The sequence below is a fragment of the Aquaspirillum soli genome, from assembly GCF_054781915.1.
In genome coordinates this window covers 291,082-306,755 of the sequence record NZ_BAAGTM010000002.1, presented here as the reverse complement: position 1 = coordinate 306,755, position 15,674 = coordinate 291,082, and the positions used below count along the sequence as shown (strand labels likewise).

The window sequence follows — 15,674 nt, the reverse complement described above, 5'->3', positions numbered from 1 at the left end:
TTGCCAATCACCGGCAACCCAATCTACCTCTACGCTAGTTTAAAGGCGCTTACACCCACCCATCAAACTGCATCACCGTACCGATGGCGGTAATCGCTTCGCTGCTGGCGGCGATTTTGACTGCGAGTCCGTTGCGGTCGAGGCTGTTGTTTTGCAGTTCAGCCAGATGACCGTTGAGCTCGGTGGTGTTGGCTTGACGGCCATAGGTGTTTTGGTACAGGGTCTGAACGTAGGTGGTGTTATCCATTTTGGCCAAGTTACTGTTCTGGGCTTGGAACCAAGCAAAGATAACATCCGCCGACAGTCGGCCGACTTGATAGTCGGTGGCGGCTTGTTTGCCCAGTTGCCATTCACTGACTGAGGCATCACGGTTGAGGAAGGTTTGGAATAAGCGGGCCAAGATCGCTTCAACACCGTTATGGGTGAGGTGAACCACTTCTCCATTGTCAAAGGCAATCGATTCCGCGTTTTGTAGGCTTAACATCGCACCATCGGTGTAACGGGTGATTTCAAGCGCATTGCCATTGCGTTCCATGGCATAGTCTGCCCGTGTGGTGGTGAGTTTGAGCACGTCATGGCCTTTGCCACCATCGACATTCAGTGCTAACCCAAGCGGCAGATAACCCATCTCGTTACCGTCACCACCGGTAAATTGACGATTGGCGGTGACGTTGAGGACGTTAGGGTTATATTCAGCGGTAAACACTTCGCCATAGCGGATGGTGAGGTTGTCACCGCTGTCGAATTTGACCAGTTCAACATCCAGCAGGCGGTCGATTTCTCCAGTGGTCTTGTGGGTCAGCACGACGGTGTGACCGTCTACGCTGATGGTGTAGTCGCCACGGGCACCGCTTTGGATGGCGGTGTCGTTACCAAAGCCACCGTTAAGACGGTCGTTACCTACGCCACCGGTAAGCGTGTCATTACCCGCACCACCATAGACAATGTCGTCTCCTGTATCACCGTTAATGATGTCATTCCCGCCCAAGGAACCCACCGTATCTACACCCCCACCGCCAGAGATGGTGTCATCATCGGCACCAAGGACGATAAACTGATTGAGGTTATCGCCAACCGCGACGTTTTGCCCTTTACCCCCCACCGCACGCACTTCACCGACAATGGCGATAAAGTCGATGTTGTGAACTTGAATCACTGTGCCTTTGGGCAGTTGGCTGACATCAATCACCACCGCTTGTTTGCCATCGCCAGCTTTATCACTGCCGTTGATGATAATCGGGGCGGCAGGAGCTTGGTTGGTGTTGGCTGGTACAGTTGGCGTGATGGATTTCACGATCAGCTTTTCATCATTTTGCAATAGATTGAGGAAGCTGTTGCCGTTGTCTTTCATTTCCTGCTGGTTGTTGTTGCCGGTGTTCTTCTGTTCAATCCGGCGTAACAATTCTGCCAACGCATCGGTCTTGCTCAGCGGCTCGGCTTTGCCTTCAACCGTCATGCCTACGCCAGTGGGTACGCTGACGGTCAAGATCGATTCACCTGCTGCATTCTTCACCACGGGAATATCAGCGTGGGTTTGTTGCGGTGTCGTTGGGTCGTCTTCACGCTCATCCGTCACCACAGGAATACTGACCACCCGTGTGCCATCTGTCTGCACGGTTTCATTCACCGTCACCCCGTCAAACGTGCCAGCCGGTGTCGGTGTGGGAACAGGGACAGGCGTTGGTACGGGTGTAGGTGTCGGCTCCGGTGTCGGTACGGGAGTCGGTTCTGGTGTTGGGGTAGGCTCCGGTGTTGGAGTAGGTGTGGGAGTCGGGCTTGGTGTTGCTTCAACCACCACAGTTTTTTCCTGTGCCGTGACATTACTACCAACGTCCTTGTCGCCCGCTTCGGGTTTGTTGATCACGGTAACAATCAGCGGTTGGGTTTCACTGCCGCCGCTGGCACTGGTGATTTTGACGGTAACCGCGTAGGTGTTGTTACCTTTGGTATCGCCTGTATCCGTGGGTTTTTCGTAATCGGGGGCCGCTTTGAATGTCAATGCGCCTGTTTTACTGTCAATCGTAAACAGATCTTTATCTTCCCCATCTGTGATGGCATAGCTGAGCGTGCCAGTGACTTGATCCGTATTGATCAACGCCACGGTAGTCACTGCGGTATCGCCTTCAACGACGACAGGCAACAGGGCATTGTCTGCCGCGCCACCTGGGTCTTGAATTGTGCCATTGGCTTCACGGTCAGCGTCATACGCATCGCCATCTTTCAGCGAGAAACGAATGATTGCCTTGTCATCAGCGGTGCCTAGCTTACCATCCGCGCCCTTAGTGATTTCAACCCCTTTGGCGATGTTGACGTACTTTTTGGTTTCGTAGTTGTACTTATAGTAGGTGGCTTGTTTGAGGCTGGCATCGACTGTCATCGACAAGTCAGCGGTAAAGCCTGGATCACTTCCCGTGATGTCAAAGCTGAACGAACCCAACGGCATTTTGACACCCTTGCCCAGATTGGCAGGCGCATCCTTGTTCACGACATTACTGATGCTGTAGTTGCCGCCGCCCACTTCAAAGACTACCGATTGTCCTGGTACCTTGGTGATGACAGGGTCAGAGGTTTTGTTGGCTTTGGTGAGGTTACTGGCACCGTAATCGCTCAAACTCGCTGCATCATTGCCTGCTACGTCTTGAATGGCGTTGTCGTCATTATCGGTGGTTGGATCGGTGTAGCTGAACGTCACTTTTTCGCCGAATTTCACAGCACTTGCTAGGGTAATGTCTAGTTTTTTGCTGTCTGTGCTGTTAATCGCAACCTTGCTGACGTTAACCACTTTTCCTGCATTACCTGCAATGACCTTGACCTCGAAATCAGATGTTGCTGGCAAAGCATCGGTTTTTAGATCTTCGTCGTAGGTGAGGGTGAGCGTTGTGCCATCCACCGAGGCACTTTGGTAGGCGGGGGCTTTATCTGGCGTATATACCCACAACGCATCACTTTTGAGCGTATCGCTGATGGTTTTCTCAGCCTCTAGTACCAACTTGCCATTAAAATTGGTCAAGCGATATGGGTATGAGCCGTCTGATCCTTCTTTGAGGTCTTTAAGCAGTTTGGTGCCATCGGTGGTGCCGTCGCTCATCCATAGCTCTGAACCATGCACGCCATCATTTGCTTTGAAGTACAGAATACCATCAATGACTTCTGTATCGTCAGCACCAAAGCCTACGCCATAGTTGTCAAAGGCTTTTATCTGCTCAAAAGTCGTACCATCGGTTTTCCAGAGTACATGATTTGTGAGTGCATATGACCATGTATCAGAGGCAGAAGGTAGGATGTTCTGGATGCTGATGCTCGGATCAAGCTGAATCTGAACTGTTCCTGCTTCTGTACCATCGGTTTTCCAGAGTTCTGTTTTCTGTTCTGACGTATAAGTCGTGGGATCATAAACATCATACGTATAGCTAAAGAACAGCATTCCCTGAGCAACCATAAAGTTTCCGGGAGAAAGGATATCGTTTCCTTTTTCTATTCCACTTTTTACTAATAATGGCGCAGGTGTGTTACTTGCCGTGTCAAGTACATACAGATCTCTGCCATAATTTTGGGTGAAAAATATCTTGCTATCCACAGCAGAGAGATGGTCAACATAATTATCAGCATTAAGATCAGCAATGTTGAGATTGGTAGTGCCATCTGTCTTCCAAATTTCGTTATTGCCATGCAAGAAATAAAGCGAGCCATTGATTTCGGTAAAACTGCGAATGTCATTTTGAAAAGCAGTACCAAGCTGTGTTGCAACAGGGTTAGTGGCATTGGGATCAAATAGCCATAATTGTTTGCCATTTTCGTTTGTTGTGAATAACAGCTTATCGTTGAAATTGAGCGCGAATTCTATATTTTTGTCATAAATTGCAACTGTACCTTGTTCTGTACCGTCCGTCCGCCATAGCTTATAGGATGTACCATCATCGCCTTCAAAAAAGAACCAATTGCCAATCGCCACTTGATTACCAATAGAGGGATCGGCAGCACCGCCAGGGTTCAGATCTTTGACCAACATCGTACCTGCGGTGGTGCCATCCGATACCCAAAGTTCTTCTCTATGGCGTTCATCACTTGCTTTAAAGAACAACTTATTGCCCGCAACAAACAAACTATTTGGATCAGAATGTCTTTCTGCAAAGGTTTTCAGCAGTTGCATTGGGTCATTTTTATCGACTGGGAAGGTGCTGAAATTCAGCGTGCTTTCGTCATTGATTCCAGCAAATGCCGCGCCAGTTGCATCAACAAATGCCCCCGCTTCTACCTTGACATAGTAGTCAGAAGAAAAGATCAGCTTGTCTGTATAAAAGGTAACAGTGTCATCTTTAATCACAGCGGACGTGGCGGCAATGCTGTCCACCCATTCATCCTGTCCGCCTTCGACTGCACGATAGATTTGTATAGACTTATTGGCGACTGCAAAGACGTTTTTGCTGAAGTTAAGCACAATCCCTTTTTCATAGACGGCTGAAGGATCGACCAGTGTTGCATCGTCCGCTGGGGTCGCGCTTTCTAATACAGGGGGCAAATCCAAACGCAGGGTTTGTATGTTGCTGGTTTCAAGTGCGCCGCCCGTGCCTTGCGCCCCTGTGTTGCCATCATTGAGTGTCCATACCAGCTTGATGTCGGTTGCCACTGAGGGAGGCGTGCCTGTATTTTGATAGGCAATACTTTGGGCAACACCCTGCACCATCAATGCCGTCGCGCTGCTGTTAAAGGTAATGCTGAGGGTGCCATTGGTTTGGGTAAACGTTCCGACAACGACACTATCGTAGGTGACTGTACCGTTTGCAAGGGTGAGCTTGCTACCACTGGCGGCTGAGAACACATCATCAGCATTGGCAGCATTTTCACGGGCAAGGGTGAGGATCGCGCCATCGAAGTTATGGGTGGTATTTTGATCGCTACTCAGTTCGCCATCAAATAACACGACCTTGTTGGACAGGATAACAGGCGCGTTACCTGGGATATAAACCGTTTGACCAAAACTGGTATCCACAGAACCATCCGCATTGAGACGCGCTACCATGAATTGCGCTTCCCAATCGGCGGTATTGGCATGATCGCCAAATAGCCATATTTTGCCATCTTTGGCTAGGGTCATGCCCATGACTTCGGCAAATTCACCTTGGTGACTCTTACCTGCTGTATCTACCCCGATATTGGCAATGCCATGGTCGCCAAACGTGGTATCGAGTGCGCCAGTTGCTAATACCTTGGTGACTGTAGCGGGATAGTCATTGAGTAGATAGATATTACCAGCAGCATCAAACTTAATCTCTCTGGGTGCATCGTTGGTATTCATTGCAATCACCAACTTGCCATCTGTTCCAAAGGTGGTATCTAACGCACCGCTTGCGGTGATTTTAACGACAGCGTTGCTGGTTGTGCTGTTTGCAGTGACTTCCCCTGCTACATACAAATTGCCGTTTTTATCAATGGTGGAATAGGTAGCCCACATATTGCTAAAGGTGATGGGTAACTCAACCTTGCCTTGATTGCCAAAACTTGGGTCTAGTGTGCCATCGGCGTTATAACGCACAAGCATGGCAAAGGTTGTATCACCATCAGATTCAGCCAACCCAATGACCTTGCCATTGCTGAGTTCAAAGCCGTTATAAACTCCGTCCCACTCACCTGCTGTTTTGGTCACAACAAAGCCATTATTCACATGCACAAAAGGTGCGTCATTTTCGGCAGTGACATTCACATCCACATAGACTGGCTCGGTTGTAGCATTTTGATTGTCTGTGAAGGTGATTTTTAGCTTGCTGACCTCGGTTGGGAAGTCAGTCACAGAATAAGTAATTGATTCAATGATCTTTTCAATGACGGCTGCTGTGGGATTGTTGTTAGCATTGAAAAAGAATCTCAACCCTACTTCCAGATCATTGAAATAACCAATGAGGCTTTCTGAACTATTTGCATCTGCTTTGTAATAAATTTCATAGCCATTTAATGTGTAACCCCCTGCACGAATGTTCGCAGTATCTGACAGCAATAACTCGTTGTTACGCATTGAAATAGGCTGATCTGCATCATTCACGAAGAAAACATAGAGCGTGGCAAATTGAGAAGTGCTGAGTTTTTCTAATTTGCTGTTGTCGTAGCTGAAGGTAACATCGCTATCCAACAATTTGGGTGCAGCTTGCAACTCGGTTTCGGTGAAATTGAGGGTGGTGGTGATATTGGAGAAGCCGGGAGGAGCTTCAACCGTTAATGTTACCGTCGCAGCCTCTGAAGCTGTGTTTGCATCATTATTAACCGTCATTGAAAACTCACGCTCACCACCTGTCGGAGCCTTGTAATTGATGAGCTGCAATACCCAACCAATATCCCCCGGTGCATTGCCTGCTGTTCCTGCAACATCGCTGTCTGTGCGCGTAAAGGTGATTTTTAGATCTGTGCTATCGGTTAATAAAGCGTCAACAGTTCCAATTTCGACAATCGTAGCACCCGATAGATTCTCTGTTAATAGGAAAACCTTATCCCCAACTTGAAAACTGCCATCTTGTCTAAGGTCAGCGTAAGCAGAAGACGTTCCTGCAATCACAACACTAGCTGTTACTGTGTAGGTTGAGGCTGTATCATCAAAAGTAATCCCCGAGGTATCAAAAGCAAAAGAACCATCTTTTGTGCCTTTGGGTTGTTGAATGGTTAAATAACTGCCCTGTTTTGCACCTGTAACGTAAGCGTATTCACTGCTACTTGATAAATCCAAATAAACTAAGGTATTTGGATCTACCGCATTAGAGTTATCTTCCTCATCGAGGCCGTGAATGGTGGGTGTATTACTGTTTACAGTGACTTCTACCGTATCACTCATCGTTGAAAACGCATCAGACGTGGTTGAGTCGCCAGTCTTTGCGTTGCTATTCAAGTAGCTTGTAAAAACACCTGTCCCATCCCATGCCTTAAAGGTGATGGCATTAGTGATCGTCCCTTCAACATCTGTGTTAGCGCGAAAATAGATGCGTGTATTGCCAGGAAGCAAAAACGCATTGCTTTCTGAAACGTCACTTGAAGTTAATGCCATCCAGCCTGTAGGACCGTTGCCACTGGTTTTGTACCAATACAAAGTACCTTGGTTGCTGATGCCTGTGATGGCAATGCCAGCTGTATCGTTATCAGCATCAGAGTAGTTTGCTAAAGGACTGGTATTGACAAGGTCACTAACCAATTTGCCGAGATCAGTATCTTGATACGAAGGTGAATCGGCATTTTTTACAGTTGTGCCGAGTGAAGGAGATTTGGTGTTATCCAGTACAGGGCGGGTATTAGAAGATAACACCCCCCGCCACTCACTCACCTGCAACCCCGACTGCATCATCGCAGGCGCAACGTCTAATTCCCAACTGCCACCCAAATCGGCATGACCGACTTTATGCGTTGCGGCGGCGATGTTCAGGCCGGTGATTGACCGCAAAGTATCAACAAACTGCCGTCCGGCAACACCCGCGGCGACTTCACAGCCATACAGCAAAATCTCCCCTTCCTCCGCCATCGCATCAGACAACGCATGAAGCAAAGGGCGAGAGGCTTTCAGGGTGGTGAGGTCGATGATGTCATTACCCAAATGCAACTCACCTGGTGCACCGTGACAAATCAGATGCAAAGCAGCCAAACCAACACGATCGGCACACAACGCAACCATCTGTTGCAAAGCAGGAAACTGAGGATGCAAAACATGATATTCGACATGGGCAGGCAAACCGGCAACGAGGGTGTTGATATCAGGCAGGTTGCTATCGATAAAGGCCAACGAAGTCGGGCGAGTGGCAAACATGGTGATCTCCAAAACTCATCAAAAAGCTCAGCAAACCCAAATGGGGGGGGCAGTGATATGGGTAGCCCAATGGGTTTTTTTGCATAACGCTCATTGTTACTGAAGATCCAACCAAAAAATTTCCTCACAGTTTCCTCACAGTTGTGAGGGAAGTGAGAGTTAGCATGATGTGCTTGATAGGTAAATAATCGGGGTTTTTCTTCACTACGAAGTGTTGCATTTGATTTTCGTCAAGAAATGAATTGCGGTGTATTCAGCAAATCAATCGAATGATTTATCAAAAATAGCGTTATTGTATTTTAAAAAGTGTGGTTTTTTTGCAAAAAAATATGACAGCACTTTTTGATTTTGATGCTGATGGAATGCGTTTTTGGGTCAAGTGAGAGCTAACTCGGCGAAAACGCCGATTTTGCACGTCAATGACATAAAATTGGAGCGAGCCGAAATAGCAAAAAAACAAAAATTCTTTTCTTGACAAAGAGAGATTTTTGTAAAAAATGCAAAATGAATGTTGTTTTGGGTGAGATTTTGGTGGTGTGGGCACTGCTTGTGTGCCCACGACATCGGAAAAAGACGGTAAAACACCGCTGTACGTAACATGAATCGCTTGGGTGTGGCGGTTTTTTTGGAGGGCTGGATGATATGGATTTGGTGGGCAAAAATTCCTGCCCACCTTACCAAACCCAGTGAAAACAGTTGGTAGGTGCTGTCACCTCGAAGGGGCGACGCACCATGAGTTGGTTGTCTGTTTTGGCTAATCGACTTCTAACCAAAACAGTGTGTGTTCAGTTTGCACTGAGGGATGGTATTCCGCAGCCACAACGCCGCTATAACCTAAGCGGTCGATGGCGCTGAAAATCTCAACAAAATCCAATTCACCCGACCCCGGCTCGCGTCGCCCGGGGCAATCGGCAAACTGAATATGTGCCAACTGCGATAAATGCTGTTCGATAAAAGGCAAAATAGGCAACTGTTGCCGAGCAAAGTGGTAGATATCGACCTGAAGACCAAAGTTAGGACAATCGACTAACTCCAGCAACCGTAGCATATCCTCCCCGCGATTCACCAAAAACCCCGGCATATCAAATGGGTTGATCGCCTCGCTGGTGAGCGTGCAATCGAGATGCTCGGCAAAGCGTTGACAAGCGTATTGCACATTCTGTGTCAACAATGCCCATGCTTGCGCTGTTTGATGATCGGGCGCTAACCGACCCGCCAAAACATTGACACAACTCACCCCCAAGCCCTCGGCATAACGTAGGGCTTGTTCAATACCGGCTTGGAAGGCTTGTTCTTGTCCTGCGACGGCGGCAAGACCGGCGCCACCACTCATCAAATCACCGGCCGGCGCGTTGATTAAAACAATTTCAACGCCGCTTTCCCGTTGCCATTGCTGCCAATCACTCAATGGAATGGCATAAGGAAACTGAATTTCCACGCGGTCAAAGCCGGCCATGCGTGCCGCGTGTAACCGCTCCGCCCAAGGCACTTCCGTAAACATCAGCGAGAGATTGGCAGCAAATCGCGGCATTATGTGGCCTTTCGATACAGTTCAATCAAGGTGGATAAATCTTGCACACCAAAACCCTCGGCATGGTGTGCCAATTGTGCAGCGGCTTGACTGGCCACCGGCAGCGTCAACCCCGTTTGTTGTGCACTGTCGAGGGCGTTGCGTAAATCTTTCAATAATGTCGCCACCTTCCATTGCACCGGCTCATATTGCCCTTGTGCCATGCGTGGGGTCAGTAATTGAAACGGTTTGGAATCGGCAAACCCCCCTGCCAGCGCAGGGGCCAATAAATGCGGGTCTACGCCAGCTTGCTCCGCCAAAGCGACTGCTTCGGCAATCAACACCGCATTGGCAGCGACAATCAACTGATTACACAATTTGCTTACCTGACCGCTGCCCACATCACCCATTCGCGTCACACGGCTAGATAACGCTGAAAATACCGGTGTTAAACCCGTGATGGCGTCGGCATCGCCACCGGCCATAATGACCAAACTGCCTTGCTCGGCACCGACTACACCACCGGACACTGGCGCATCAATCCATTGAAAGGGTTGTTGTTCGGTGACTTGTGCGGCAAAGCGGCGGGTGGCGTCTGGTGTGATACTGGAAAAATCCACCAAAAAACGTGCCTGCGCTAACTGGGCATGAATTAAACCGTGTTCACCGAACACCACGTGTTCCACTGCCGCCGTATCAGCTAAACACAACATCACCACATCGCATTGTTCTGCTAATGCCTGTGGTGTCTCTGCCCATGTTGCACCAAGTGCCAAGAGCGCTGCGGCTTTTTCTGGGTGGCGGTTCCACACTTGCACGGTAAACCCTGCTGCTAACAACCGCCGCACCATCGGCTGGCCCATCAGACCAAGCCCAGCAAATCCTAGACTTAACATCTCTGTCATGCTGTATTACTCAAAATGATATTGCGTGACCCGTTCGACTTCTTCTTTCGAACCGAGAATGACCGATACCCTCTGATGTAAGCCTTCAGGCTGTAACGATACAATCCGCTCGCGGCCATTGGTCGCTGCACCACCGGCTTGTTCTACCAAAAAGGACATGGGATTGGCTTCATACATCAAGCGCAGCTTGCCGGGTTTACTTGGGTCACGGGCATCGCGTGGGTACATAAAGATGCCGCCACGGGTCAAAATACGATGTACCTCTGCCACCATCGAGGCCACCCAGCGCATATTAAAGTCTTTCCCACGGACACCCGTTTTACCAGCCAGTAATTCCGCCACATAACGCTGTACCGGTGCTTCCCAATGGCGTTGATTCGACATATTGATAGCAAATTCTTTTGTCGCCGTCGGGATCGTCATATTGGCTTGAGTCAGGATAAATTCCCCACAATGACGATCCAAGGTAAAGCCTTGCACCCCCTGACCCGTGCTGAGCACCAACATGGTTTGTGGCCCGTACAAGACATAACCGGCGGCCACTTGTTGGCTGCCTGCTTGTAAGAATTGCGATTCCAACTCACCTTCACCACGCTTCAAAATCGAGAAAATGGTGCCAACCGAAATGTTGACATCAATATTGGACGAGCCATCGAGAGGATCGAACAATAATAAGTAAGGGCCTTGTGGATATTCGACTGGAATGGGGCTGGCATGTTCCATTTCTTCCGAAGCCATGCCGCTGAGTAATCCTGTCCATGCCAGACCATCGAGCAACATTTGATTGGCAATCACATCTAATTTTTTCTGATCTTCCCCTTGCACATTGCCGGTGCCGGCTTCACCCAGCACACCTGCCAGCGCACCTTGGTTAACGGCATCACTGATGGAAACACAGGTACGCGCCACAGCGCTAATTAAGGCCGCTAAATCATGGTCGAGGTGTTGTTGCTGTTGGGCGGTTGCCAGAAAACGGGCCAAGCTGATGCTGGATGACATAAGGCACAATCCTAATCAAGATAAGTTCAGCCGCGATTATGAACTAGCTTGATGCGAGAAACAAAACCGATGGCAGGGTTTTTGCTGGCTTTGCTGGGTATGGACCGCCCAACTTCATCCCCACCGCCGATTGTGACCCTCCGTCGCGACTATAACCGCTGGGTTGCCAGCGAAACGCTCGAGGACTATGCGCTGCGCTTTACTCCGCAGCGTTTCCGCCGTTGGTCGCTATGGCAAGTGGCTAATACTGCCGCTGGTGGGGCGGCTGCTTTTTTAGTGTTAGAAGCCGTTGGCGCGACCATGATGGTGCAAACGGGCTTTCTCAATGCGTTTTGGGCGATTTTAGCCACAGGGTTAATTATTTTTTTGGCTGGGTTGCCGATCAGTTACTACGCTGCGCGCTATGGCGTTGATATGGATTTGCTGACCCGTGGTGCCGGATTTGGTTATATCGGCTCAACGATCACCTCGCTGATTTACGCCTCATTTACCTTTATTTTCTTTGCCCTCGAAGCCGCCATCATGGCCTATGCGCTAGAACTGGGGTTTGGCCTGCCACCGGCATGGGGCTATTTGGTCTGTGCTTTGGTGGTGTTGCCGTTGGTGATGCACGGGGTCACGGTGATTAGTCGCTTACAACAATGGACCTTACCCCTTTGGGCGGTGTTATTGCTACTGCCTTATCTGTTTGTCTTATGGCATGCCCCTGATGCCCTGACCGGTTTATGGCAATACACCGGTGCACATACTGCCCCAGCCGGTTTTGATTGGCACTTGTTTGGTGCGGCATTAACAGTCGGCATTGCGCTGATTACTCAAATGGGCGAACAGGCCGACTATTTGCGTTTTATGCCAGCAGCAGAGGCAGGTAAGCGGGGGCGGTGGTGGTTGGCGGTGATTGTCGGTGGGCCGGGTTGGGTGGTGCCGGGAGTGATGAAAATGTTGGGCGGGGCGTTATTAGCCTATTTAGCGCTGCGTAATGGTGTGGCCGCTGACAAAGCGGTTGATCCTAACCAGATGTATTTAATTGGTTTTTCGTATGTATTTGACCACACGGCGATAGCGATTGCCGTCACCACCGTATTTGTGGTGATTTCACAGTTAAAAATCAATGTCACCAATGCTTATGCAGGTTCTTTGGCGTGGTCGAATTTCTTTTCTCGTCTGACGCACAGCCACCCCGGACGGGTGGTGTGGGTGGTGTTTAATTTAGCGATTGCTCTGATGCTGATGGAACTGGAAGTGTTTCATGCGTTGGGGCAGGTATTGGGCTTGTATTCGCATATTGCCATTTCTTGGATGATGGCGGTGGTGGCGGATTTGGTGCTGAACAAACCGCTTGGTTTGAGTCCAAAAGGAATTGAGTTTAAGCGCAGCCATCTTTATGACATCAATCCCGTCGGCGTGGGGGCGATGTTATTGGCGTCAATATTATCTATCGCAGCTCACCTTGGGCTGTTTGGCGAGGACATTCAACCGTTTTCCGCTTTTGTGGCGATGTCGGTGTCGTTCTTGTCGGCGCCTTTATTGGCATGGCTAACCCGAGGTCGTTATTACCTAGCGCGTCAACCCCATCCACCGGTTGCCTCGGCTACACAACTGCAATGTGTGGTGTGTGAACAATCGTACGAAGCGGCGGATATGGCAACGTGTCCTGCCTACCAAGGGTCGATTTGCTCGCTTTGCTGCACCTTAGATGTGCGTTGTGGTGATCGTTGTAAACCACAAGCCCGTTTATCAGCACAATGGATGTCTTGTTTGCATACCCTGTTGCCACGGGCGTTACATCCTTATTTGGCGCATGGCTTGGCCCACTACTTATTGCTGATGGCTGGCATTGTCAGTGTGTTGGGTCTGATCTTGGGTTTGCTGTATTACATTGAATGGCAAGATGCCACTGCGCTGTATGCCGAAGCCTTGCCTGCTTTATTTTTGCGGTTACTGGCGGCTTTGGTGTTGGTCAGTGGGGTGGTGGCATGGTGGATGGTATTAACGGCACGCAGTCGTGAAGTGGCACAGGCAGAATCGGATCGACAAACAGCCTTGTTAATGCAAGAAATCGATTCTCACCGCCGTACCGATGAACAGTTAAAACGTGCTCGCCATGCGGCAGAACAAGCCAATCAGGCAAAAAGCCGTTATATCTCGTCGATTAGCCATGAATTACGCACACCGCTGAATAGTCTCTTGGGCTATGCCCAAATTTTGGCCGCCGACGCCACGATTCCCCCCCACCGCCGGCAAGCGGTAGAGGTGATACAGCGCAGTGGTGACCATTTATTGTCGGTGATTGAAGGCACGATGGACATTGCTCGAATTGAAAGCGGCAAATTGCGCTTAGACACTCGCGCCTTAGATTTTGCGGCATTTATCCAACAACTGGTGGCGATGTTCGAGCTACAAGCCCGCAATAAGGGCTTAGATTTTACTTTTAGCGGCCCTGCACATTTACCTGCGGTGGTGCGTGCTGATGAAAAACGGCTGCGGCAAATTTTAATTAACTTATTAGGCAATGCGGTGAAATTTACTCGCCGTGGTGGCGTGCGGTTTTGTTTGCATTACCGCCGTGATATGGCGACCTTTGAAGTGATTGATACTGGGCCGGGGATTGCACAAGCCGAACAAATGCGAATTTTCGAACCCTTTGAGCGTGCCGCCAGTAGTGGTGTCGGTGGCACGGGCTTGGGTTTAACCATTAGCAAAATGCTGACGGATTTAATGGGCGGTGAGCTGACTTTGCAGAGTCGTGTAGGCGAAGGTTGCCACTTCACGGTGCGCTTATTTTTGCCGTATGTCCACGCGGCGGTGGCGGCAAAAGAACTGCCACGGCGGAATCGTGTCGGCTATCTCGGTACGCGGCGGCGTATTTTGCTGGTGGATAATGAGGATACCGATCGCGAAATGTTAGCAACTATGCTGGCGCAGTTGGGGTTTGAAGTCAGTCAAGCTGCCAGCGGTGAAGCGTGTTTGGCATGTGTTGATGAGTTGAAACCGCACTTGGTATTGATGGATTTGGCCATGCCGGGAATGGATGGTTGGCAGACATTGCGCGTATTGCGACAAAAGCAATTAACCGACTGCCAATTAGCGATTATCTCGGCCAATGCGTTTGAAAAAGGGCAAGAAAACGATGTCGGAATTGCCAGCGAGGACTTTTTGCTAAAGCCAATTCGAATTGAAGAATTGCTAGATTGGATCGGTCAACGTTTACAACTGTCATGGTTATTGGCCGATTCGGCGGAGGACATGACTCCAGAAGTGCCAGCCATAACAGAAAGGGTTTTTCCTCCAGCAGCAGAACTGTTGCCCTTACTTGACGCCGCTGGTTTGGGCTATGTGCGCGGTATGAAACAAGAATTGGCACGTTTGGCCATGCTCGACCCGCGCTACGCTGAATTTGTGGCCGTGGCAAGCGAGCATGTGAAACGGTTTGAGTTTGATGCGCTGCGGGAGTGGATTCGGCGCGGATTGGCCACAACAGGAAATTCGATATGAACCATTGCGGTGTGGTGCTGATTGTGGACGATCAGCCGGATAATTTAACCTTATTGCATGATGCGTTGGATGAAGCGGGATATATGGTGTTGGTGGCTACCGACGGTGAGTCAGCATTACAACGGGCGCAACGCTCCTTGCCCGATGTGATTTTGCTTGATGCGGTTATGCCCGGCATGGATGGGTTTAGCGTGGCGCGGGCATTAAAAGCCAATTTTCACACGCGGTCGATTCCAATTGTGTTTATGACTGGCCTAACCGAAAGTGAACATGTGGTAGCCGCCTTTGCTGCTGGCAGCGCCGACTATGTGACCAAACCATTAAAACCACAAGAAGTGCTGGTGCGGATTGCCGTCCATATCCAACAAGCACGACAACTGACCCAAGCCAGTTCCGCCCTCGACGCTTTTGGTCAAGCCACTTTAGCGATTGCCAGTGCCAGCGGTAAATTAGTCTGGCAAACCGCGTTGGCGCGCCAGCTGTTAGAAAGCTATTTTGGCCTTAGCGACACCGCTCCGCCTGTGCTGTTGCAATGGATTGCCCAAGCGCAAACCGCTTATCTCAATGGGCAAGAGCCCTCGGCTTTGGTTTATCACGCCGCTGGCCGGCGCTTGCTGGCATCGCTGCATCAACAAACCACCGAAGGGGAATGGCTGCTGGTGTTACGCGAAGAAAATCACCAAGCCAGTATGCTCAGCCTGATGCAGGTTTTTCCATTGACCCAACGCGAGGCCGAAGTGTTGTATTGGCTGAGCTTAGGCAAAACCAACCGCGATATTGCCGACATCCTCGGTATGAGTCCCCGCACGGTCAATAAACATTTAGAACATATTTTCAGCAAGTTAGGTGTTGAAACCCGCACTGCAGCGGCGGCGTTAGCCTTGAGTAAATGGCGTAGCAGTTAGGCCGGCACGGGTGTACGCCAAATGACGTATTTAAGCGAACTGGGCACACGGGTAAGCTGTTTTTGCATTGCAGCAAAAACATT

6 protein-coding genes are annotated in these 15,674 nt (G+C 49.7%); 2 read left to right on the top strand and 4 right to left on the bottom strand.

What is annotated here, in order from left to right:
- Nucleotides 1–49: 49 nt before the first annotated feature.
- From ACYVJG_RS03420 to ACYVJG_RS03405, 4 genes are all read right to left on the bottom strand, one after another.
- The gene (locus tag ACYVJG_RS03420; RefSeq protein WP_460429793.1) at nucleotides 50–7,777 is read right to left on the bottom strand and encodes an ELWxxDGT repeat protein; all 7,728 of its coding nucleotides are present in this window, start codon (nucleotides 7,775–7,777) and stop codon (nucleotides 50–52) included.
- Nucleotides 7,778–8,531: 754 nt separating this feature from the next.
- Nucleotides 8,532–9,308: a hydroxypyruvate isomerase family protein gene (locus ACYVJG_RS03415; protein WP_460429792.1), complete on the bottom strand. Its 777-nt coding sequence runs from the start codon at nucleotides 9,306–9,308 to the stop codon at nucleotides 8,532–8,534.
- A complete protein-coding gene (locus tag ACYVJG_RS03410) occupies nucleotides 9,308–10,192 on the bottom strand; it encodes an NAD(P)-dependent oxidoreductase (protein WP_460429791.1) in 885 nt (294 codons plus the stop codon). The genes ACYVJG_RS03415 and ACYVJG_RS03410 overlap by 1 nt, the downstream gene beginning before the upstream one ends.
- A gap of 6 nt (nucleotides 10,193–10,198) precedes the next feature.
- Entirely contained in the window at nucleotides 10,199–11,191 is a 993-nt protein-coding gene (locus tag ACYVJG_RS03405; RefSeq protein WP_460429790.1) for a class 1 fructose-bisphosphatase, read from the bottom strand.
- A gap of 51 nt (nucleotides 11,192–11,242) precedes the next feature.
- Between ACYVJG_RS03405 and ACYVJG_RS03400 the strand changes: the two genes are divergently transcribed.
- Entirely contained in the window at nucleotides 11,243–14,686 is a 3,444-nt protein-coding gene (locus tag ACYVJG_RS03400) for a hybrid sensor histidine kinase/response regulator (protein ID WP_460429789.1), read from the top strand.
- Nucleotides 14,683–15,591 carry a response regulator gene (locus tag ACYVJG_RS03395; RefSeq protein ID WP_460429788.1) on the top strand — a complete coding sequence of 303 codons (909 nt, stop codon included), beginning with the start codon at nucleotides 14,683–14,685 and terminating at the stop codon, nucleotides 15,589–15,591. Before ACYVJG_RS03400 ends, ACYVJG_RS03395 begins: the two co-directional genes overlap by 4 nt.
- The last annotated feature ends 83 nt before the right edge of the window (nucleotides 15,592–15,674 follow it).

Coding starts and splice junctions, on each gene's coding strand:
- ACYVJG_RS03400 (WP_460429789.1), top strand. CDS start 11,243: ATGCGAGAAACAAAACCGATGGCAGGGTTTTTGCTGGCTTTGCTGGGT.
- ACYVJG_RS03415 (WP_460429792.1), bottom strand. CDS start 9,308: ATGCCGCGATTTGCTGCCAATCTCTCGCTGATGTTTACGGAAGTGCCT.
- ACYVJG_RS03405 (WP_460429790.1), bottom strand. CDS start 11,191: ATGTCATCCAGCATCAGCTTGGCCCGTTTTCTGGCAACCGCCCAACAG.
- ACYVJG_RS03395 (WP_460429788.1), top strand. CDS start 14,683: ATGAACCATTGCGGTGTGGTGCTGATTGTGGACGATCAGCCGGATAAT.
- ACYVJG_RS03420 (WP_460429793.1), bottom strand. CDS start 7,777: ATGTTTGCCACTCGCCCGACTTCGTTGGCCTTTATCGATAGCAACCTG.
- ACYVJG_RS03410 (WP_460429791.1), bottom strand. CDS start 10,192: ATGACAGAGATGTTAAGTCTAGGATTTGCTGGGCTTGGTCTGATGGGC.